The 21197-nt window shown below is 71.5% G+C and carries 20 protein-coding genes; 9 read left to right on the forward strand and 11 right to left on the reverse strand.

Annotated elements, in window-relative coordinates; all coding sequences use genetic code 11:
* Positions 1–144: 144 nt before the first annotated feature.
* Positions 145–1797 carry a fumarate hydratase gene (locus ABZ805_RS01995; RefSeq protein ID WP_358432944.1) on the reverse strand — a complete coding sequence of 551 codons (1653 nt, stop codon included), beginning with the start codon at positions 1795–1797 and terminating at the stop codon, positions 145–147.
* A gap of 133 nt (positions 1798–1930) precedes the next feature.
* On the opposite strand from ABZ805_RS01995, the gene ABZ805_RS02000 reads away from it, so the two are divergent.
* Positions 1931–2644: a tyrosine-protein phosphatase gene (locus tag ABZ805_RS02000; protein ID WP_358432946.1), complete on the forward strand. Its 714-nt coding sequence runs from the start codon at positions 1931–1933 to the stop codon at positions 2642–2644.
* A gap of 178 nt (positions 2645–2822) precedes the next feature.
* On the opposite strand, the gene ABZ805_RS02005 is transcribed toward ABZ805_RS02000, so the two are convergent.
* The 3 genes from ABZ805_RS02005 to ABZ805_RS02015 all read right to left on the reverse strand — a co-directional run bounded on the left by ABZ805_RS02005 (position 2823) and on the right by ABZ805_RS02015 (position 6133).
* Positions 2823–3791, reverse strand: a complete 969-nt coding sequence (locus ABZ805_RS02005; RefSeq protein ID WP_358432948.1) for a sigma-70 family RNA polymerase sigma factor — start codon at positions 3789–3791, stop codon at positions 2823–2825.
* A gap of 402 nt (positions 3792–4193) precedes the next feature.
* On the reverse strand, positions 4194–4619 hold the full coding sequence (dtd, locus tag ABZ805_RS02010; RefSeq protein WP_358432950.1) for a D-aminoacyl-tRNA deacylase: 426 nt from the start codon (positions 4617–4619) through the stop codon (positions 4194–4196).
* A complete protein-coding gene (locus ABZ805_RS02015) occupies positions 4619–6133 on the reverse strand; it encodes a methyltransferase (RefSeq protein WP_358432952.1) in 1515 nt (504 codons plus the stop codon). Before ABZ805_RS02015 ends, dtd begins: the two co-directional genes overlap by 1 nt.
* 74 nt (positions 6134–6207) lie before the next feature.
* Between ABZ805_RS02015 and ABZ805_RS02020 the strand changes: the two genes are divergently transcribed.
* Positions 6208–6783 (forward strand): HhH-GPD-type base excision DNA repair protein, encoded by a 576-nt coding sequence (locus tag ABZ805_RS02020; protein WP_358432954.1) that lies wholly within the window; start codon positions 6208–6210, stop codon positions 6781–6783.
* Positions 6784–7024: 241 nt separating this feature from the next.
* Here the strand turns inward: ABZ805_RS02020 and ABZ805_RS02025 are convergent, their stop codons facing one another.
* Entirely contained in the window at positions 7025–7696 is a 672-nt protein-coding gene (locus ABZ805_RS02025) for a lysophospholipid acyltransferase family protein (RefSeq protein ID WP_358432956.1), read from the reverse strand.
* A 183-nt stretch (positions 7697–7879) separates the two neighbouring features.
* Between ABZ805_RS02025 and ABZ805_RS02030 the strand changes: the two genes are divergently transcribed.
* Positions 7880–8200 (forward strand): DUF3099 domain-containing protein, encoded by a 321-nt coding sequence (locus tag ABZ805_RS02030; protein WP_358432958.1) that lies wholly within the window; start codon positions 7880–7882, stop codon positions 8198–8200.
* Between the two features lie 60 nt (positions 8201–8260).
* Positions 8261–8515 carry a DUF3039 domain-containing protein gene (locus ABZ805_RS02035; RefSeq protein ID WP_224955395.1) on the forward strand — a complete coding sequence of 85 codons (255 nt, stop codon included), beginning with the start codon at positions 8261–8263 and terminating at the stop codon, positions 8513–8515.
* Positions 8516–8587: 72 nt separating this feature from the next.
* Here ABZ805_RS02035 and ABZ805_RS02040 read toward each other — a convergent pair whose 3' ends face one another.
* Positions 8588–9766 (reverse strand): YihY/virulence factor BrkB family protein, encoded by a 1179-nt coding sequence (locus ABZ805_RS02040; protein WP_358432960.1) that lies wholly within the window; start codon positions 9764–9766, stop codon positions 8588–8590.
* Positions 9767–10093: 327 nt separating this feature from the next.
* Between ABZ805_RS02040 and ABZ805_RS02045 the strand changes: the two genes are divergently transcribed.
* Complete coding sequence (locus ABZ805_RS02045; RefSeq protein WP_358433074.1) at positions 10094–11836, forward strand: DEAD/DEAH box helicase; 1743 nt, start codon at positions 10094–10096, stop codon at positions 11834–11836.
* A gap of 64 nt (positions 11837–11900) precedes the next feature.
* A complete protein-coding gene (locus tag ABZ805_RS02050; protein WP_358432962.1) occupies positions 11901–13109 on the forward strand; it encodes a cysteine desulfurase-like protein in 1209 nt (402 codons plus the stop codon).
* An 86-nt stretch (positions 13110–13195) separates the two neighbouring features.
* Here ABZ805_RS02050 and ABZ805_RS02055 read toward each other — a convergent pair whose 3' ends face one another.
* Both ABZ805_RS02055 and ABZ805_RS02060 read right to left on the reverse strand, forming a co-directional pair.
* Positions 13196–13381, reverse strand: a complete 186-nt coding sequence (locus ABZ805_RS02055; RefSeq protein ID WP_358432964.1) for a hypothetical protein — start codon at positions 13379–13381, stop codon at positions 13196–13198.
* Between the two features lie 818 nt (positions 13382–14199).
* Entirely contained in the window at positions 14200–15177 is a 978-nt protein-coding gene (locus ABZ805_RS02060; RefSeq protein ID WP_358432966.1) for a pentapeptide repeat-containing protein, read from the reverse strand.
* Positions 15178–15322: 145 nt separating this feature from the next.
* Between ABZ805_RS02060 and ABZ805_RS02065 the strand changes: the two genes are divergently transcribed.
* On the forward strand, positions 15323–15937 hold the full coding sequence (locus tag ABZ805_RS02065; protein ID WP_358432968.1) for a hypothetical protein: 615 nt from the start codon (positions 15323–15325) through the stop codon (positions 15935–15937).
* A 246-nt stretch (positions 15938–16183) separates the two neighbouring features.
* On the opposite strand, the gene ABZ805_RS02070 is transcribed toward ABZ805_RS02065, so the two are convergent.
* Both ABZ805_RS02070 and ppgK read right to left on the reverse strand, forming a co-directional pair.
* The gene (locus ABZ805_RS02070; protein WP_358432970.1) at positions 16184–17584 is read right to left on the reverse strand and encodes an RNA polymerase sigma factor; all 1401 of its coding nucleotides are present in this window, start codon (positions 17582–17584) and stop codon (positions 16184–16186) included.
* 306 nt (positions 17585–17890) lie between these two features.
* A complete protein-coding gene (gene ppgK / locus ABZ805_RS02075) occupies positions 17891–18649 on the reverse strand; it encodes a polyphosphate--glucose phosphotransferase (RefSeq protein WP_358432972.1) in 759 nt (252 codons plus the stop codon).
* A gap of 87 nt (positions 18650–18736) precedes the next feature.
* Here ppgK and ABZ805_RS02080 point away from each other — a divergent pair, with 87 nt between their 5' ends.
* Complete coding sequence (locus ABZ805_RS02080; RefSeq protein WP_358432974.1) at positions 18737–19543, forward strand: inositol monophosphatase family protein; 807 nt, start codon at positions 18737–18739, stop codon at positions 19541–19543.
* Between the two features lie 59 nt (positions 19544–19602).
* On the opposite strand, the gene cei is transcribed toward ABZ805_RS02080, so the two are convergent.
* On the reverse strand, positions 19603–20331 hold the full coding sequence (cei, locus tag ABZ805_RS02085) for an envelope integrity protein Cei (protein ID WP_358432976.1): 729 nt from the start codon (positions 20329–20331) through the stop codon (positions 19603–19605).
* A gap of 357 nt (positions 20332–20688) precedes the next feature.
* Between cei and ABZ805_RS02090 the strand changes: the two genes are divergently transcribed.
* Entirely contained in the window at positions 20689–20991 is a 303-nt protein-coding gene (locus ABZ805_RS02090; RefSeq protein WP_224955409.1) for a DUF4193 domain-containing protein, read from the forward strand.
* The last annotated feature ends 206 nt before the right edge of the window (positions 20992–21197 follow it).

Here is a 21197-nt window from a genome sequence, read left to right on the forward strand (position 1 = left end):
GGACATGCATCGGACATCGATCCCGCAGCGAGGAAACCGCCGAGGTTCCGCTACCCGAGCACTACGCGGCAGAAGCAGCGAGACAGGCAGTGCGGTTCCGCCACCCGCCCCGAAGAGCAGAACGAGCCCGGAGCCCGCTCACGGTCAGCGGGCGAAGGAGATCTGCAGGGTGGGCTGCGTCGAATCCGCGAAGAAGTCCTCCCCCTTGTCGTCCACCACGACGAACGCCGGGAAGTCCTCGACTTCGATGCGCCACACCGCTTCCATGCCCAGTTCCGGGTATTCGAGGACGTCGACGGAGCGGATGCAGTCCTGCGCGAGCCGCGCGGCGGGGCCGCCGATGGAGCCGAGGTAGAACCCGCCGTGTTCGCGGCAGGAGGCGGCGACCTTCGGCGACCGGTTCCCCTTGGCGAGCATCACGAGCGAGCCGCCCGCTGCTTGGAACTGCTCCACGTAGGAGTCCATCCGCCCGGCGGTGGTGGGTCCGAACGAGCCGGAGGCGTAGCCGTCGGGAGTCTTCGCGGGGCCCGCGTAGTACACGGGGTGGTCCCGCAGGTACTGCGGCATCGGTTCGCCTGCGTCGAGCCGTTCGGCGATCTTGGCGTGCGCGATGTCGCGGGCCACGACGAGCGGCCCGGTCAGCGACACCCGCGTCTTCACCGGCAGCTCGGAGAGCTGTGCGCGGATCTCGGACATGGGCCGGTTCAGGTCGATGCGCACCACGTCGGTGGACAGCTGTTCGTCGCCGACTTCGGGCAGGTAGCGGGCGGGGTCGCGTTCGAGCTGTTCCAGGAACACGCCTTCAGGGGTGATCTTCGCCTTGGCCTGGCGGTCGGCGGAGCAGGACACGGCGACGCCGACGGGCAGCGAGGCGCCGTGGCGGGGCAGCCGGATGACCCGCACGTCGTGGCAGAAGTACTTGCCGCCGAATTGGGCGCCGATGCCGAACTGCCGGGTCATCTCGAGCACCTGCGCTTCGAGTTCGACGTCGCGCAGTGCGTGCCCGGACGGGGAGCCTTCGCGGGGGAGCCCGTCGAGGTAGCGGGCGGAGGCGAGCTTGGCGACCTTGAGGTTGTGCTCGGCGGAGGTACCGCCGACGACGATCGCCAGGTGGTACGGCGGGCAGGCCGCGGTGCCGAGCGAGCGCAGCTTCTCCTCGAGGAACCTGGCGAGCCGCGTCGGGTTCAGCAGCGCCTTCGTCTCCTGGTAGAGGAACGTCTTGTTCGCGCTGCCGCCACCCTTGGCCAGGAACAGGAACTCGTAGCTCGGCTCGGTGCCCGCCTTGGTGTACAGCTCGATCTGCGCGGGCAGGTTGCTGCCGGTGTTGCGCTCTTCCCAGAAGTTCAGCGGTGCCATCTGGGAGTACCGCAGGTTCAGCTCCTGGTAGGCGTCGAACACGCCGCGCGCGAGCCGCTGTTCGTCTTCGCCGCCGGTGAGCACGGTTTCGGTGCGCTTGCCGATGACGATGGCGGTGCCGGTGTCCTGGCACATGGGCAGCACGCCGCCCGCGGACACGCAGGCGTTGCGCAGCAGGTCGGTGGCGACGAACCGGTCGTTGGCGCTGGCTTCCGGGTCGTCGACGATGGCTCGCAGCTGCGCGAGGTGCGAGGAGCGCAGCAGGTGCTGGATGTCCTTGATCGCCGCGCCGGCGAGCGCGGTCAGCGCCTCGGGCGCCACTTCGAGGAACCGCCTGCCCGCGGCTTCCACGGTGCGGATGCCCTCGGTGGTGAGCAACCGGTAGTCGGTGTCGTCCGGACCGAGCGGAAGGACCTCGGTGTAGTCGAACGTGGTGGTCACGACGCCGCTCCTTTGCGCGTTCGGGAATGCGGTGACGTTAACGCAACGACTCGCGGGCGCGGACCGGGTCTGTCGGCCGGGGGCGGTCACCTGCGAGGCTGTCGGTCGGTAGCCGAGCCGATGGGAGACGCCCTTGTCCACGACGGATCCGACCTCCGAGGCCCTCGACGGGTTGGTCAACCTGCGCGATCTCGGCGGGTTGCCCGCCGAACCGGGGACCACGCGGGAGGGGATCGTGCTGCGCAGCGACGCCCCCCGCCCGGGAGACCGGGAGCCGGCGGACGTGGCGTGGCCGCCGCGGCTGGTGCTGGACCTGCGGGACGCGTCGGAGCTGAACGGCACGGCGCATCCGCTGGCGGAGGTCGCGGAGGTGCACCAGATCGAGCTGCTCGCGGGCATCCACTCGACCGAGGTGGCGCATCCGCTGCCGGAGCTCTACCAGCTGGCGCTGCGGAACGCGGCGGACAAGCTGGTGCGGGTGTTCCGGCTGGTGCTGGCGGCGGACGGGCCGGTGCTGGTGCACTGCGCGGCGGGCAAGGACCGCACCGGGGTGGTCTCGGCGATGCTGCTGAGCGCGGCGGGCGTGCGCTCGGACGCGATCATCGCGGACTACGTGCGGACGGACCGCAACATGTTCCGGGTGCTGCAGCGCCTGGAGCTGGCGCCCGCGCTGCCGCCGGGGGTCAGCGAGGAGGACGTGCGGCACCTGATCTCGACGCCGGTGGAGGCGATCGAGGGCGTGCTGGCGACCTGGGCGGAGCACGAGGAGCACGCGGCGGGCTGGTTGCGCGCGCACGGCGTCACCGCGGACGAGATCGACCGCTGGCGGCGCAAGTTCCGCGACTGACCGGGCTCCGCGAACCGGGGCGGACGGGGCGAACCGGGGCGGACGGGGCGAGAGGCCGGACCTGCCTCGAAGGCGAGTCCGACCTCCCTTGGAATGCGTCCGGCCGGGTGTCCGGCCGGACGCGCGCGTTCTTCTCCGCGGTCCGCCGCGGCTCCGGGCCGCGGCGGGCACCACCGGGTCAGCTGGCGTAGGCCCGCAGCCGGTCGGCGCGGTCGCCCTGCCGCAGCTTGGACATGACCTCCCGCTCGATCTGGCGGACCCGCTCGCGGGACAGCCCGAAGGCCTTGCCGATCTGGTCCAGGGTGCGCGGCTGGCCGTCGTCGAGGCCGTAGCGCATCCGGATCACCGACTGCTCCCGCTCCTCCAGGGTGCCCAGCACGCGGCGCAGGTCGTCCTGCAGGAAGCCGGAGATCACCGCGTTCTCCGCGTCGGCGGACTCGGCGTCCTCGATGAAGTCGCCGAGCGGGGCGTCCTCTTCGGCACCGACCGGCATGTCCAGGCTCACCGGGTCCCGGGAGTGGTCGAGCAGGTCGGACACCTTCTCCGGGGTGAGCCCGCTCTCGGAGGCCAGTTCCTCGTCGGTCGCCTCGCGACCCAGCTTCTGGTGCAGGTCCCGCTTGATCCGGGCCAGCTTGTTCACCTGCTCGACGAGGTGGACGGGCAGCCGGATCGTGCGGGACTGGTCCGCCATGCCGCGGGTGATGGCCTGCCGGATCCACCAGGTCGCGTACGTGGAGAACTTGAAGCCCTTGGTGTAGTCGAACTTCTCGACCGCGCGGATGAGCCCCAGGTTGCCTTCCTGGATGAGGTCCAGCAGCGGCATGCCGCGCCCGGTGTAGCGCTTGGCGAGGCTCACCACCAGCCGCAGGTTGGCCTCCATCAGGTGGTTCTTGGCCGACCGGCCGTCGCGCACCACTGCCCGCAGGTCGCTGCGCCGTTCGGGCGAGATCTTGCCGTCCGTCTCCAGCATGTGCTTCGCGAAGACGCCCGCCTCGATCCGCTTGGCGAGGTCGACCTCCTCCTGCGCGGTGAGCAGCGCGGTGCGGCCGATGCCGTTCAGGTAGACCCGCACCAGGTCGGCCGAGGGGCCCTGGTTGTCGAGGTCGGCGTCGGTGGCGGTCATGGTGTTGGTCTGCGGGACGGTCATTGAGCTCCCTCCCTGACGGGCTGGCTTGCGGGGCGTGCCCACGGCGCGGTCTGGCGCTGTGGAGGACGCGTACGCTCGGTGTTGCGGGCCGAATGCCACGCCGTCCGGATGTGACGGTTGTGCTGTCTGGTGTCGTGCTGTCGGGTCGGAGTGGTGCGTGTTCCCGACGTGCCGCGTGTGGTTCCGGTGCAGAACGGCCGTTCTGATCGGGACTCCACTCGACTCGCCGTCGAGCCGCCGCGTTGCGGTGGCGGCTCGGTGGACCTGGCTGTCGAAGCTTGGATACCTGGAAAACGAACACGCCCTTGAATTCGTTCCCGAACTGCTCGACCGAGAGACGTCGCGGCGGTCACATCCGTTGCTCCGCGAAGTCTGAGGATCAGCTGAGAACCGGCGTTACATTCAGACGTCGATCAACAACGTGAATGGTCCGTCGTTGACGCTGTCCACTTCCATCGTCGCGCCGAACCGCCCGGTGCCCACCCGCGCGCCCCGCTCCCGCAGCCGGTCGACGACCTCGGCCACCAGGGGTTCGGCCTGCTCAGGGCGGGCCGCCTCGGTCCAGGACGGGCGGCGGCCCTTGCGGGTCGCGCCGTAGAGGGTGAACTGGCTCACCACCAGGAGCGGGGCTCCGGTGGTGGCGCAGGACTCCTCATCGCGCAACGCCCGTATCTCGTGCAGTTTGCGCGCCATATTCGCCGCCTGTTCGGAGCCGTCGGAATGGGTCACGCCCAATAGCACCAGCAGCCCGGGTTCTTCGATCTTGCCGACGGTCTCCCCGCCGACCCGCACCGAGGCCCGCGCGACCCGGCTGACCACCGCGCGCATTACTCGCCGTCCGCCCATTCCGCCGGGATCACCATTCCGTGCCGCACCAGTTCGCGCAGCATCGGCACCGCTGCGCCGGCGAGCTCCGCGGCGTCCTCTCCCGCGCCGAGCGCGAGCAGCTCCACCAGGTCCCGCACCGGCAGCGCGCCCTGGCAGCCGGCGAGCAGCCGCACGCCGAGTTCGTCGATCTCGTGCTGCCAGCCGGGGCCGTCCGTGCGGTGCAGCCGGTGCACGAAGCGCTCCCAGCCCTCCTCGCCGTGCGCGGCGACCTCTTCCAGCACCGTCGAGGAGGCGGTGACCAGCGTCGCGTCCAGCAGGGCGTCACCGGAGCCGTGCTCGCGCAGCCACTCGACCCGGCGCAGCCAGCCGTCGCTCTCCGGGCCCAGCGGGTCGTCGAAGGCCTGCCGGAGGTCTTCGCACACGACCTCGCCGCGCTCGGCGCCGCTGCGGCGCAGCGTGACGAACCCGAAGCCGACGCCGTCCACGTCGTTCGCGTCGAACCAGTCCAGCCACTCGGCGGCCTTGCGCCTGCCCGCGGGCGAGCGCGGGTCGAACCCGGCGTCGCGCAGCCAGGTGCCGACGTAGAGCGCCGGGTCGGCCACGTCGCGCTGCGCGAACCAGGCGTCCACCCCGCCGGGCGGCAGCCAGCGCGCCACCCGGTCCTGCCAGTCCTCGCCCTTGCGGTGCAGCCAGGACGCCAGCAGCTGCCCGGTGCCGCCTTCGTCGAGGAACGACGGCAGCTGCCGCACCACCAGCGCGCTCGCGTCGTCCCCGGCGAGCCCGGAGTCGCGGTACACGTAGTCGGTGCGCGGCGGGCCGACCACGAACGGCGGGTTGCACACGATCTGGTCGAAGCGGCGGCCGCGCACCGGCTCGAACCACTCGCCTTCGGCGAGCTCCACGTCGATCCGGTTGAGCCGGAACGTCGCCGAGGCCAGCGCCAGCGCCCGGGCGGACACGTCGGTCGCGGTGACCCGCTGCGCGTGCGTGCTCGCGTGCAGCGCCTGCACGCCGCAGCCGGTGCCCACGTCCAGCACCGAGCCGACCTGCCTGCGCGAGGTCGCCCGCACCAGGCTCAGCGAGGCGTGCCCCACGCCGAGCACGTGGTCGACACCGGTCGCCCAGCCTTCCGGACGCAGGTCGGAGTCGAGGTCGGAGACGACCCACCACGAGTCCTCGCCCGCGCCGTGCGGGCGGATGTCCAGGCCCGCGCGCAGCGCATCGCCGTCGGCGGCCAGCACGCCACCGGCGACGGCGTCGGCGACCGCCAGCGGCCGCAGCGCCGCGGCGACCTCGGCGGCCGGTCGGGCCTCGCCGAGCAGGAACAACCGGACCAGCGTGCCCAGCGGCCCGCCGTCCGCGGTCGCCCGCAGCGCGGGTTCGGGTTCGCCCCGGCCGAGCGCGGCGTGGGCCTGCGGCCCGAGCAGGTCCACCACGCCGTCGGTGTCGTAGCCCGCCTCCTGGAAGGCGGCGCGGAGGCGGTCGAGGACGTCGTTCGAGAGATCCGGAATCACGCGCCCGATCCTCACACGCCCCGCCGAACGGCCTGCGCAGGGACGCGCGGAACCCCGCGTGCGATCCTGGCCGCATGAGCCGGACGCTGCACCTGACCCAGAACGCCGAGGCCGACGCGCTGCTCTCGGAAGATCCGCTGGCGCTGCTGCTCGGGATGCTCCTCGACCAGCAGATCCCGATGGAGAAGGCGTTCTCCGGCCCGCAGGTGCTGGCCGAGCGCCTCGGCGAGCTCGACGCCCGCGGCATCGCCGCGATGGACCCGGAGGAGTTCGCGGCGACCTGCGCCACCCCGCCCGCGATCCACCGGTTCCCCGGTTCGATGGCCAAGCGGGTGCAGGCGGTGTGCGCGTACCTGGTGGAGCACTACGACGGCGACGCCGAGCGGATCTGGACCGACGGCGACCCGGACGGCGCCCGGGTCCTCGCCCGGCTGAAGGCGTTGCCCGGGTACGGCGACCAGAAGGCGCGGATCTTCCTGGCGCTGCTCGGCAAGCAGTGGCAGGTGCGGCCGGAGGGCTGGCGGGAGGCAGCGGGCGCCTACGGCGATCCGGACGCCCGCCGCTCCATCGCCGACGTCGTCGACCAGGTGACCCTCGACGAGGTCCGCTCCTGGAAGAAGGCCCAGAAAGCAGCCGCCAAGAAGAAGTGACGAAGCGGTCCCGCCCGACAGCCCCCGCGACGGATCATGCCGTCTTCCTGTCAGCGGCGAAGCCGCTGAGCGGAGACCACCCGATCAACCGGCACCGCCGCGGGTTCTCAGCCGGTTCCTCGCGAGGACAGCGTTTTCTCCTGTGGCGGAGCCACCGGTGAAAACGATCCCGCAGCGAGGGACCGGCTGAGGTTCCGCCACCCGCCCCCTGCGCAACAGGTGTCGAGAAGCCTCAGCCAACTCAGGCAGCCCGGGACGAAGGGGATTGGTAGCGGTCCACGTACTCCTGGTCGGACAGCTCCGAGATGGCGTACATGATCTCGTCGGTGATGGACCGCAGCACCGGGAGCGATCCCTCCATGCCGTGGTAGCGGGTGAACTCCAGCGGCGCGCCGAACCGGACCTCGACGCGGGCGAGACGCGGTACCTTCGCCCCGATGGGCAGCAGCCGGTCGGTCCCGTGCAGCGCCACCGGCACCACCTTCGCCGCCCCGCTCAGCGCCAGCCGGGCCACCCCGGTCCGGCCGCGGTAGAGGCGCCCGTCGGGGGAGCGGGTGCCTTCGGGGTGGATGCCGAACGCGCCGCCGTCGGCGAGGACCCGCTCAGCGGCGCCCAGCGCCTCCTTCGCGGCCCGGCCGTGCCCGCGCTCCACCGGGATGGCGCCCAGCGAGCGGAACACGCCGCCGGTCAGCCGGTTCTTGAGCCCGCCGCCCTGGAAGTACTCGGCCTTCGCCAGGAACGCCACCGGCCGGGGGACGACCAGCGGCACGATGAAGCTGTCGGCCACCGACAGGTGGTTCACCGCGAAGATGACCGGCCCGTCGGCGGGGATCCGCTCGGCACCGGTGACCTTCGGGCGGTACACCGCCCGCGCCACCGAACCGAGCACCCGTTTCGTGAGCATGTACAACATCGCGCAGCCTCCCCGTCCGTCTCTCCCGCCACCTCAGAACCTACCGCCGCCGCAGGTCGCCGGGGTCGCCGCCGGGTCAAGTCCACGTGAAACCCGTGGATCGGGTGCGGCGGCGGTCACCCCGCCACCAGGGTGTCGGAGCCGCAATCGGAGTGGGACGATGGACTGCGTGGAGGTGGTGTCGTGAGCAGCACTCGGCACGGCGACGACACCCCGGTGCTCATCACCGAGGCGCAGCCGTCCTACGACGATCAGCAGGCGGAGCGGCGGCGCAAGTACGCGATCATGATGTCGATGCGCATTCCTTGCCTGATCGTGGGCGCGGCGTGCTACCAGATCTGGTGGCTGGCGTTGATCATCGTCGCGATCTCGATTCCGCTGCCGTGGATGGCGGTGCTCATCGCCAACGACCGCCCGCCGCGCAAGAGCGAACAGGTCAACCGCTACCAGCAGTCGGCGCGCGCGCTGGAATCCCGCGATCACCGGGTGATCGACGACTCCTGAACCGGTTCGGGCGCCCGAGGTGCGCGGCGCGCGCCGCGCGCGGTGCGGCATCATGGGGTGATGAGCACGATGACGCTTCCGGAGACCGATGTCCGGCCGGAGACCACGGACCAGACCCAGGATGACCGTCCAGAGGTCTTCCACTACGTGCAGAAGGACAAGATCGCGGAGAGCGCGGTCATGGGCACGTACGTGGTGGCGCTGTGCGGCGAGGTGTTCCCGGTGACGAAGTCGGCCAAGCCCGGCTCGCCGGTGTGCCCGGACTGCAAGAAGGTCTTCGAGGGCCTGCCGCCCGGTGGTGGCGACGACGACTGAGCCGGGTCGCTCAGCGGCTCACCCGGGACCGGGGAGCCGCTGAGAGCTGGGACCGGCTGAGACCGAGACCGGCTAGGACTCCTCGGGCTCCGGTTTCTCCTGCGCGAGCGCCGTCGTCACGATCGTCGTCGGCGGGTCGACGGCGGCGCGCGGCCGCTCGTCCTTCGCACGCCACGCGCGGTAGCCCTCTTCGGTGCGCAGCTGCTGCTCGGCGCGCCGCATCTCCAGCCGCCGCCACTTGCGGCGTTCGCGGCGGGTCATCTTCGCCGGCCACAACTCCTGCAGCGCCTGGTTGAACTGGGCGCCGATGATGATCGCGAGTCCGATGAAGAACGCGAACAGCAGGAACGCGATCGGCGTGGCCAGCGCCCCGTAGGTGTAGCCGGTGCCGGTCACCCAGGTGATGTACCAGCGCAGTCCGACGCTGGAGCACAGGAACACGGCCATCGCCACCAGCGCTCCCGGGACCCCGCGGTGCCACGGCAGCTTCCGCGGCAGCGCCACCTTGTACAGCGTGGCCAGCGCCAGCACCAGCAGCAGCCCGGTGGCGGGGAAGTAGAACACCTGGATCAGCCACGCCACGTCGTCCTGCATCGACGGCGGGAACACCGTCGGCAGCCACTCCGGGCCGAGCGCGATCACCGGCAGCCCGACCACGGCCAGCAGCAGCGCCGCCAAGTAGAGCAGCAGCGCGAAGATCCGCTGCCACACGCTGTGCCGCACCGTGTACTGGTCGTAGGCCATGGTGATCGAGTCCACCAGCGAGGCCAGCGCCGAGGACCCCGCCCACAGCGACAGCAGGAAGCCCACCGACACGATCTCGCTGCGCCCCTTGGTGAGGATGTCCTCCACCGTCGGCCCGATGATCTGGTCCACCACGTTGCCGCTGAACACGGCGCGCGCCCCGGCGAGGATCTTGTCGTGCACCGCGTCCACGACGGCGGGCCCGAACCAGTCGCCGAGGAACCCGAGGCTGCCCAGCAGGCCCAGCAGCAGCGGCGGCATCGACAGCGTCTGCCAGAACGCGGCCGCCGCCGACTCGGAGAAGATGTTGTCCCACCACGCCTTGTCGATGGTCCGCCAGACCAGTTGCAGCGGCCCCCGTCGCTGGCGGGTGTCGGCCGCCGCGTCCCAGCCCTGTTCGGGCGGTGACTGGGCGCCCTCCTCCGGCGCGCGCGCATCGGAGGGCTCCGGCCGTCGGCCGTGCTGGCCGGGCCGCTGGCTGTTACCGGTCGGACCTGAGGAACCCATCGCGGGTACAAGGATGCTGCATGGGGACGACGCGTGGGCGTGGACCCGGCGAACCGGGAGTGTCAGTGCGATCTCGATCCGGCTCGCGGGTCGGTGCGCCCGGTCACGGGAGGCGGGACGGTAGGCTGCGGGTCGCCCTCGGCGGATCTCCCGCTCGGCGCGGAGTCGCGCGGCGGGACGGGTGGACGGTTCCACCGGGTCGCCGGGGCGTCTCCGCGCCCGGCCGGTGATCCGCAGGTTCGCGCCGCGCGCATCGCGAGGGGGAGAAGGCTCAGGAAGGAGCGGCGAGCAAGCGTGTCCGAGGCACAACTCGATCCAGTCCGATCTGTGCTCAGCGACCCGTCGCAGGCCGCCCAGCGCCCGCTGCGCGCCTGGCAGCGCCGGGCGCTGGCGAAGTACCTCTCCAGCAACCCGCAGGACTTCACCGCCGTCGCCACGCCCGGCGCGGGCAAGACGACGTTCGGCCTGCGCATCGCCGCGGAGCTGCTGGCGGACCGGACGGTGGAGTCGGTGACGGTGGTCGCCCCGACCGAGCACCTCAAGCACCAGTGGGCGTTGGCCGCGGGCGGCGCCGGGATCCCGCTGGACCCGGACTTCCGCAACTCCGACGGCTTCACCTCCAGCGACTACCGCGGCGTGGTGGTCACCTACGCGCAGATCGCCGCGCACCCCACGCTGCACCGGGTGCGCACCGAGCGGCGCAAGACCCTGGTGATCCTGGACGAGGTCCACCACGCGGGCGACGCGAAGTCGTGGGGCGATGCGACGCGCGAGGCGTTCACGCCCGCGGTGCGGCGGCTGGCGCTGACCGGTACCCCGTTCCGCAGCGACGACACGCCGATCCCGTTCGTGAACTACGAGCCGGACGCCGACGGCTCGATGCGGAGCAAGGCCGACAGCTCCTACGGCTACTCGGACGCGCTGCGCGACGGCGTGGTGCGACCGGTGATCTTCCTGGCGTATTCGGGGGAGACCCGGTGGCGCACCAACGCGGGCGACGAGTTCTCCGCGCGCCTCGGCGAACCGCTCACCGCCGAGCAGACCGCGCGGGCCTGGCGCACCGCGCTGGACCCGGCGGGGGAGTGGATCCCCGCGGTGCTGCAGGCGGCGCACACCCGGCTGCAGCAGCTGCGCAAGGGCGGTGTGCCGGACGCGGGCGGGCTGGTGATCGCCTCCGACCACGTCACGGCGAAGGCGTACGCGAAGGCGCTGGAGCGGCTGACCGGCTCGGTGCCGACGGTGGTGCTCTCCGACGACCCGAAGGCCTCCGGCCGCATCGCCGAGTTCGCCGACTCCGACGACGAGTGGATGGTCGCGGTCCGGATGGTCAGCGAAGGCGTCGACGTCCCGCGGCTGGCCGTCGGCGTCTACGCCACCAGCGCCTCCACCCCGCTGTACTTCGCGCAGGCCATCGGCCGCTTCGTCCGCGCGCGGCGCCCCGGGGAGACCGCGAGCATCTTCCTGCCGAGCGTGCCGGTGCTGCTGGAGCTGGCCAGCCAGCTCGAAGCCGAGCGCGACCACGTGCTGGGCAAGCCGCACCGGGAGAAGGACGGCTGGGAAGACGAGCTGCTCGCCGACGCGAACCGCACCAAGGACGAGCCGGGCGAGGAGGAGAAGGCGTTCACCTCGCTGGGCGCCGATGCCGAACTCGACCAGGTGATCTACGACGGTTCCTCGTTCGGCACGGCGGCCTTCGGCACCAGCGAGGACGAGCAGGACTACCTGGGCCTGCCCGGGCTGCTCGAACCGGACCAGGTGCGGGCCCTGCTGCGCCAGCGCCAGGAGCAGCAGCTGGAGACCGTCGGCAAGCGGGAGGCCGCGGACAAGGAGCAGAAGGCCGCGGAACGCGCCGAGCAGGCCGAGCAGGCCCGCCGCCCGCAGAGCGTGCAGGAACGGCTGAAGGGGCTGCGCAAGGAGCTCAACACGCTCGTCTCGCTGCACCACCACCGCACCCGCAAACCGCACGGCAAGATCCACAACGAGCTGCGGCGGATCTGCGGTGGCCCGCCCACCGCGATGGCCACCGTCGAACAGCTGGAGGAGCGGATCGCCACCCTGCGGTCCTGGTGACACCCGGCTGCGGCCGGTGTCCGATCGCGACCCGCGTGTGATCGCCCGTACCTACCCTCTCCCCATGGCATTCGACGTGGAGAAGGTGCGGGCCCGGTACCCGGCGCTGTCCGACGGCCGGTCCTGGCTCGATGCGGCGGGCGGGACGCAGGTCCCGCAGCAGGTGATCGACGCGGTCGCGGACGTGCTGGCCCGCGGGGTCTCGAACGTGGGCGGGGACTTTGAGTCCAGCCGCCGGGCGGCGTCCGTCGTGGCCGGGGCGCGGGCCGCGGTGGCCGATCTGACCGGAGCTCCCGGCCCGGAGTGCGTGGTGTTCGGGCCGAGCACCACGGCGCTGGTCTACCGCTTCGCCGGGGTGCTCGCCGCCGGCTGGCGGCCCGGTGACGAGGTGGTGGTGACCGAGCTGGACCACGACTCGAACGTGCGCCCGTGGGTGCAGCACGCGCAGCGGGCCGGGGCGACCGTGCGGTTCGCCCCGATCGACCCCGACACGGGGGCGCTGGCCGCCGAGCGGGTGGTGGAGCTCATCGGGGAGCGGACCAGGCTGGTCGCGGTCACGGCGGCGTCGAACCTGGTCGGCGACGTTCCCGACGTCGCGGCGATCACCCGGCGGGCCCGTGAGGTGGGGGCGACCAGCTTCGTCGACGGCGTGCAGCACTGCCCGCACGCCGAGGTGGACCTCGCCGCGCTCGGCGCCGATTTCTACGCGACCAGCGCCTACAAGTGGTCCGGCCCGCACCTGGCGGCCGTGGTGGCGGCCGACCCGTGGTCGCTGGAGACGTTGAACCCGGACAAGCTGCTGCCCGCGCCGGACGAGATCCCGACCCGGTTCGAGCTGGGCACCGCGCCGTTCGAATCGCTGGCGGGCGTGACCGCGGCGGTCGACCACCTCGCCGAACTGGACTCGGCGGCCACCGGGACCCGCCGGGAGCGGCTCCTCGCGAGCCGCCGCGCGGTCGTCGCCCACGAGGACGCGCTGGCCGCGCTGCTGTTCGACGGGATCGCGGAGCTGCCGCACGTGCACCGGGTCGGCCGGCCGGTGGGTCGTCCCACGCCGATCGCGGCGTTCACCGTGCCCGGGCGCTCGCCCGCGGAGGTCGCCGGGTCGCTCGCCGAGCGGGGGATCAACGTGTCCGCCGGGCACGGCTACGCGTGGCAGGCGGTACGCGCGCTCGGCGTCGGCGAGGCGGGCGTGGTGCGCGCCGCGCTGTGCCACTACAGCGAGGAGGCCGACGTGCGGCGGCTCCTCGACGCGCTCGGCGAACTGGCCTGACCGCGGGGCCCGGCTCGACCGGACGCCCGGGGAACGCCGAAAGCCCCGGAGAACCAGGTTCTCCGGGGCTTTCGGGTCGGGTGTCGTTACTGGTCGTCCTGCTGGAGTTCGGCGTCCATTTCCCGCAAGCGCGGCTCGAACTCCCGGCCGTGGTGCCCGCAGAACAACAGCTCCCCACCGGATGGCAGTACGGCGCGAAGCTTCGCAGCGGCCCCGCAGCGGTCGCAGCGGTCGGCGGCGGTCAGCTCGGGGCGGGTGAGCGTTCCAGGCATCGTGATCTCCCTCCGTCCCGGCGCCGGGTCGTACCCCGACGCCCTCGATCCTGCTGCGACCACCGGTGGCCCACTGGCGGCGGGGCCGGTGCTCGCTTACCCCACTCTTGCAGACGCACAGCCGTACGTCAGTGTTCCCGTGCGGAGTGGCGACCGTCGTCACGTCGAAGTACCCGCTTGCCGCAGCCCCGGTAGCGGAGCGTGGCAATCTCGTCACGGCGCCGTTTTCGAGTCGCCTGACCAGGGAAAATGGTGAGCTTCGAATTGCGCCGAACGGCGTTTCGTGCGTACCGGCGGTGCGCATTCCCGGCTCCGGGCGCGAACCGTTCTGCTGCAAGCGAACGACCCGCACGCCTGGGATGCGTCGAATTCCCCAGAATCAATGTGTGATGAATCACGTCTGGATTCCCATCGATTCCGGCGAATCCGGCGTGATATCGCCGCGGCGGGGCCTCCGCGGAACGTTCCGGTCTCGGCTCGCCGGGCCTGGGAGGGATCGTGCGGATCGATCGGGGTGGAGCGGCCACCAAGCCGCGCCGGTGCCGTCGAGCGATCACGCGGATCCACTCCGTGATCCGGGCGTCCGAAGCTCCGGGCGAGACGGACTGCTCCGGCCGGGAGATCGACCGCGGTCGGCCCACGGCCGCCGCGATCACCTAACCGAGCGGGTCCGTGGGCGAACCACCACCGAGCATCGACCGAGCCGTCCGCTTCGAGCGGTTCGCGCGGGTGCATCGCCTGACAGCGAGTCGTGCGTACATCGTCGACATGGGTGTTCACCCACTTCCACATCTCGAGGGTTCGGCCTTCCGGCCGGATCATCCTTTCACGTGGGGTGATGCGTCGGAAGATTCATTACCCGATCGTACGAGCAGGTGCTCCCCGCCGTCCGGTTCCTCGCGCCAGCCTGCGGGCCACTTGCGGCGGACCCCGTCGTCGGGTGGCGTCGCGCACGCGCCGGTCAGGGCGGCCTCGGTGTGCGTGCCGAAGTCGACCTCGCCGGCGAACAGGGCGCCGCGGAAGTTCGCGCCCTCGCCGTCGAAGGTCACCCGCCGGAAGTCCGCGATCCCGGTGAACCGCGCTGACCGGAAGTCGGCCTGCTGCTCGAACACGGCGCCGCGGAACACGCCGGGTCCGTCGAAGCGGGCCCCGGCGAACGTCGCCTGCCGCACCCGGCAGCGGGTGAACCGGAACGTGCTCAGCACCGCGCCCGCCAGGTTCAGCCGGATATCCGGCCAGAACAGCTCGGCGGTGTCCGCATCGGTGCGCAGGTGCGCGGCGAGCACCGACTGCGCGGTGTCCCGCACCTGCTGCTCCAGCGCGGGACCCGCGTCGTCCGCGCCGGACGCGGCGGCGGGCATCCGCAGGTAGGCGCACAGCAGGTCCACGATGGTCTGCCGGTGCTCCGGGTTGTTCTGCCCGAGCCGTTCCAGCGCGAAGATCCCGGCCAGCCGCACCGGCGCCTTGTCGCTGCCGAGCTGGTCCGCGGCCCGGCCGTAGAGCTCGGTCACCCTGGCCTCGGTCGAGTCGTGGCTCTTGATCTCGATGTCCAGCTCGGTGGACCGCTGCTTGCGCGCGGTCAGCAGCAGGCCGGCGGCCCCGCCACCGCCGAGCACGATGCTGAACGCGGTGCGGATGGCGTCCAGCCGAGTCCCCGCCTCCGGACCGGTGTTGCTGACCAGCGCCCACAGCGCGGTGATCGAGATCAGCCCCAGCAGCACGAGCCCGATGGCCCAGGCCACGATCGCCGCGTTCGACAGGACTTCGGGTCGCCGAGTACTCCGCCGTTCACTCACCACATGATCATGTGGCTCCGGCCGGCGTCCCGCCGCGGAACAGCGCAACGTCACCCGGATGCACGCCCCGGTGGCGCGGAGTGACCGGGCTCCCGGATTCGCCGAAGCACCTCGCCGGACCGTGGCGTCTCGCTAATCTCCGCGGGTGATCACTGAACACGTCGGCGTGGCCTCGCTGACCCACGTGCACGCCCGCCCCGGCGGTCGCGGAGTGCTGCGCTTCGACCAGCAGGGCTGGGCCCTGCACCGCAGCGCCTTCGCCTGGCCCGACCTCAAACGGCTGATGATCTGGGTGGTCGTCGCCACCTGGGTGCTGGCGGTGCTGGCCATGCCCTTCCGCGAGCGGCTGGAGCACGACGACACCGCCCAGCTGGTCGCCGCGATCATCGCGACGCCCATGTTCCTGATCCTGGTCGGCCTGCTGCTGTACTGGTCGGTGAACCTGATCGCCGAGGTCGTGTCGATCGTGTTCACCGTCGTCACCCTCGGGCACTTCCACCGGAACCCGCCGCGCTGGTTGCAGCGGTTGCGCGCCGCCCGGCGCCGGAAGTCCGCACCGGGCGAACCGTCCGCGCCGGTCGCCGCGCACCGCTACGACTCCGTCGTCGACGGCCGCGTGCTGCACCGGTTCCGCCGCACCGTCGTGCTGCTGCGGACCACCGACGGGCGCACGCTGCGCTACCGCACCTGGGGGTTCGCCGGGCGGACCCGGCTGCTCGGCAACGCCTTCGCCGAGCACCTCGGCGACCGGCTCCGCTGAGGCCGCGCGGGCCCGAGCCCGCCCTGACCCGTTGGTCCGGTGGGCCACTCACCTCCATCGACACACGAGGTGAGTGGCCCACCCGCCCAACCTCGTTGGTCCGGTGGCCCACTCACCTGGATCGGCTCGCCGGGTGAGCGGGCCGTTCGACCAACCTCGTTGGGCCGGTGGGCCACTCACCTCGGCTCTGAACGCACCGGAGGCCGGTACCCCGCGGGGTACCGGCCTCCGATGTGGTTCGGGATCTCAGTCCAGGTAGTCGCGCAGCACCTGGGACCGGGACGGGTGACGCAGCTTCGACATCGTCTTCGACTCGATCTGCCGGATGCGCTCGCGCGTCACCCCGTAGACCTGGCCGATCTCGTCGAGCGTCCGCGGCTGGCCGTCGGTGAGGCCGAAGCGCAGCCGCACCACGCCCGCCTCCCGCTCGGACAGCGTCGCCAGCACCGACTGCAGCTGGTCCTGCAGCAGGGTGAACGACACGGCGTCGACGGCGACGACCGCCTCGGAGTCCTCGATGAAGTCGCCGAGCTGGCTGTCGCCCTCATCGCCGATCGTCTGGTCCAGCGAGATGGGCTCCCGGGCGTACTGCTGGATCTCCAGCACCTTCTCCGGGGTGATGTCCATTTCCTTCGCGAGCTCTTCGGGCGTGGGCTCGCGGCCCAGGTCCTGCAGCAGCTCGCGCTGGATGCGACCCAGCTTGTTGATGACCTCGACCATGTGCACCGGGATGCGGATGGTGCGGGCCTGGTCGGCCATCGCGCGGGTGATGGCCTGCCGGATCCACCAGGTGGCGTACGTGGAGAACTTGTAGCCCTTGGTGTAGTCGAACTTCTCCACCGCGCGGATCAGACCGAGGTTGCCCTCCTGGATCAGGTCCAGGAACGCCATGCCGCGGCCGGTGTAGCGCTTGGCGAGGCTGACCACGAGCCGGAGGTTGGCCTCCAGCAGGTGGTTCTTGGCCCGCTCGCCGTCCCGGACGATCCAGCGCAGGTCGCGCTTCATCTGGAACGTGAGCTTCTCGTCGGCCTCCTCGGCCTGGCGGAGCCGCTCGGCGCCGTAGAGGCCGGCCTCGATCCGCTTGGCGAGTTCGACCTCCTCCTCGGCGTTGAGCAGCGCGACCTTGCCGATCTGCTTCAGGTAGGCGCGCACCGAGTCGGCGGAGGCGGTGAGCTCGGCGTCCTTGCGGGCCTGCCGCAGCGCCTCCGACTCCTCCTCGTCCCAGACGAAGTCGGAGTCGGTCTTGCCGTCTTCGTCCTCGGGGACGGTCGGCTCCTCCGGGATCTCCACTTCGACCTCGGCGAGGTCACCCACGTCGGGCGAGGTCAGGTCGGTCTCGATCGGTTCGTCGATCTCCAGACCCTCGCCGTTCTTGGCGGTGTTCTTCGCACCGGCCTTGCCCGCACCGGACTTGGCCGGAGCGGCCTTGGTGCCCTTCTTGGCCGCCGGCTTCGCGGCGGTCTTGCGACCCGCCGACTTCGCGGCTGTCGCGGACTTGGCCTTCGCCGCGCCGGTACCGGTCTGGCCGGTCTCTTGCGCGGACGCCTCGGTCTGGGACTGGGATGCGGACTGGGCCGACGAAGACTGGCCACCGCCGGCGGTTGCAGCGGAGCTGGAGCGTCGGGTTGCGGTTTCTGCGGCTGCCACGTACGCCCTTTCGCGACGGTCGATCAGGGCAGGCCGGAGGGCGCGAAACCTCGGCCGCCAGAGGTCGGGGACGACCCACCTTCCAGAACTTCCGAAGCGGAGTCGATTTCGGCTGAACGCCTGTTCCGGCGCCGTGCCGGAGGTTCCGGATGAGGTCGGTCGTGTTCCATTGTAACCGCGACGGTGGAGTGCGGTTCCGCTGCAAGGCGGAGATCGGTCCCGCCCCTGCGCAACGCGGTCCTTCCGAGATCACTCGGACGGGCGTACCGGGGAAACGTCGTGACATCGCCCCGGCCGCCGCGAAGATCAGTCCTCGAGGGCCGCCGCGGCCGTGGCCGCACCGACGATCCCCGCGTCGTTCTTCAGCGTCGCCGCCACGATCGGGGTGCGGATGTCCAGCAGCGGGAGCCACTTGTGCGCCTTCTTGCTGACTCCGCCGCCCGCGATGAACAGGTCCGGCCAGAGGAACTTCTCCAGCCCCTGGACGTAGCGGCTCACCCGCGGTGCCCACTCCGGGTAGCTGAGGTCCAGGTCGTCCTTCACCGAAGCGGCGGCCTGCTTCTCCGCGTCGTGCCCGTCGACCTCGATGTGCCCGAACTCGGTGTTCGGGACCAGCTTGCCGTCCAGGAACATGGCGCTGCCGATGCCGGTGCCGAAGGTCAGCACCACCACCAGGCCCTTGCGGCCCGCGCCGGAACCGGAGCGCATCTCGGCGAGCCCGGCGGCGTCGGCGTCGTTGAGCACGATCACCTGGTCGCGTGACTTGCCGAGCCGTTCCGCGAACAGCGCCTGCGCGTCGGTGCCGATCCAGCTGTCGTCGATGTTCGCCGCCGAATGGGCGACACCCTCCTTGATCACGCTGGGCAGGGTGACGCCGACCGGCCCGGACCAGCCGAACTTCTCGACGATCTCCGCGACCGCGTCGGCCACCGCACCCGGTGTCGAGGGGTGGGGGGTGGGGATTCGCATGCGTTCTTCGGCCAGCACACCACCGTCGATGTCCACCGGACACCCCTTGATGCCGGACCCGCCGATATCCACGCCGAAACCGCGGGCAGTGCCCATGCCCGATCCTTCCTATTCGATTCAGAACGAGGTGTGCAGACCTTATCCGCGCTGTGCTGCGATGTGAACGTGGGATTGACAGCTGACATGGACAACGAAACCCTCCGCGCCGTCGCGACGCAGGTCGCGGGCGAGGCGGCCGAGCTCGCGCGCACGATTCGTGACGAATCGGTGACCGGCGGTGCGGTGCGGACCAAGAGCACGGAGACCGACGTCGTCACCGAGGCCGACCGAGCGGCCGAACGGCTCGTGCGGAACCGGCTCGCCGAGCTGCGCCCCGGCGAATCGGTGCTCGGCGAGGAGGAGGGCGGCGCCGGAGCGCTGGACGGGCTGCGCTGGGTGGTGGACCCGATCGACGGAACCGTGAACTACCTCTACGGCTACCCCTGGTACGCCGTGTCGCTGGCCGCTCAGGTCGACGGCCGGTCCGTCGCGGGCGCCGTGGTGGAACCCGTCTCGGGGCGGGTGTGGAGCGCCGCCGAGGGCGGCGGGGCGTTCTGCGACGGGGAGCGGTTGCGGGCCTCCGGCGCGGACCGGCTGGACCTGGCCCTGGTGGGCACCGGGTTCGCCTACGAGGTCGAGCGGCGCCGCGGGCAGGCGGCGGCGACCGGCAGGCTGCTGGGGCGGGTGCGCGACATCCGGCGCTCGGGAGCGGCCTCGCTGGACCTGTGCGCGGTCGCCGCCGGCTGGCTCGACGCCTACTACGAGGTCGGGCTGAAGCGGTGGGACTGGGCCGCCGGAGCGCTCATCGCGCAGGAGGCGGGCGCGCTGCTGCGGCTGCCCGCGGCCGGGTCGACCGACGGGCTCGGGGACGAGACGATGGTCTGCGCGGCGCCGGGCGTCGCCGACCGGCTGACCGCGGCGCTGCGCGACGTGGGGGCGTTCGAGGTGTGAACGACGTGATGCCCGCCTCCCGTCCAGGACGGGAGGCGGGCATCACCGCGTTCGAGGGATCAGCAGGCCACGTTGCGGGCGGCCTCCAAGAGGTCCTCGTCGATCTGCGGCGGGCGGACCTCCTGCTCGGCCGAGCCCTGCGGCTGCCGGTTCTTCAGCTCCTGCAGGATCTGCCGGGCCTCCGGCTTGTTCCGGATGTCCCGGAAGTCCTTGCCCAGCGCCAGGTCCAGGCCGTCGCCGTCGCGGTCGTCGCGCACCAGCTGCGCGCATGGGACCATCAGGCTCAGCGTGCGGGCCGCGCTCGCCCCGGCGGCGCCGAAGCGGATCTGGCCGTGGCAGTCGAGGTCGTAGTTCGGGTAGACCGGGTCGTTGTCCGGCTCGCCGCCCGGCGCGAACCCGTAGTTCGTCAGCTCCTGGCTGATCAGGCCGGCCTGGTTGGCCTCGCCGTTGCCGTTGAGCACCCGCACCTTCACGTCGCGCGCGGTGATCGGGTTGGTGCGGTCCAGCGCGTCGCGGGGCAGCATCTGGCCCAGCGCGGGCGGTTCCCGCCCCGCGTCGGCGCCGGGCTCCGGCGGTGCGGTCGGAGCACCGGGAACGGTGCACCTGGTCGCGGTCTCGACGTCCTCGGTGGTCTCGAAGACCCGGGTCCACATCAGACCGGACAGGACGACCAGCAGCCCCAGCACCAGGAGAGCGGGAAGCGGTCGCCGTCGCCGGTATCGAGGGCCTTGGCGGCCCCAGCGTGAAGTCGCGGCTGACACGTCCTGCCACTCTCCTCTTGCCGTCATCGGATCGGACGTTGCGCGATCAGCCTAGGCGTTCGCGTTGTGTTCCGCGTCGCCGGACGGGCCGTCGTGTCGCACTTGTTGCGTCTGCTGTTGCAGACGTTCGGGTGATCTTGTCGGATGCCTCGGTGCAGTGCACACCACACATATGGGTGACCTCATGCGTCTGCGGCCCGGGGATGGGCTACCCTCTCGGCGCCTCGGGCAGTGACGGGGAGCGAGAACGGCTCGTTTCAGGGGGAACTTGGGGCGCAGCAGGCGAGATCACCGTCACGCACGCCCCCGGGCACAAATGAGAGCCCTGGAACGTTTACCAGCGGCACACCATTGCAGTCTCCACTATCGCAGGGGTGAATCACGATGGCGACCGACTACGACGCTCCGCGCCGCAGCGAGTCCGAGGAAATGACGGAAGACTCGCTGGAGGAGCTCAAGGCGCGGCGCAACGAAGCGCAATCCGGCGTCGTCGACGCCGATGAATCGGAGATCGCGGAGAACTTCGAGTTGCCGGGAGCCGATCTGTCCGGTGAGGAGATGACCGTCAAGGTCCTGCCCAAGCAGGCCGACGAGTTCACCTGCTCCAGCTGCTTCCTGGTGCACCACCGCAGCAGGCTGGCCGAGGAGCGCAACGGCGGTCTGATCTGCCGCGACTGCGCTGCTTGAGCAGTACCGGACGGGGGTCCGCAGGCGGGGTGGCCTGCGGTGACGCTCGGACGGGGCCGGTGGCGAGGGCGACCTGGAGGGGCGTTCTCGCGGCTCGGGCCACAGCTGTCCGGGCGCAGCGCGACCCCGCGGCTCGAATCGGTGGTTCACCGGTTCGAGCGAAGCGGGGAATCGGCTGCGGCGAGTCGGCGGACGCGGCGAATGGC

The sequence above is a fragment of the Saccharopolyspora sp. NPDC047091 genome (assembly GCF_040643635.1).
GTDB lineage: Bacteria > Actinomycetota > Actinomycetes > Mycobacteriales > Pseudonocardiaceae > Saccharopolyspora_C.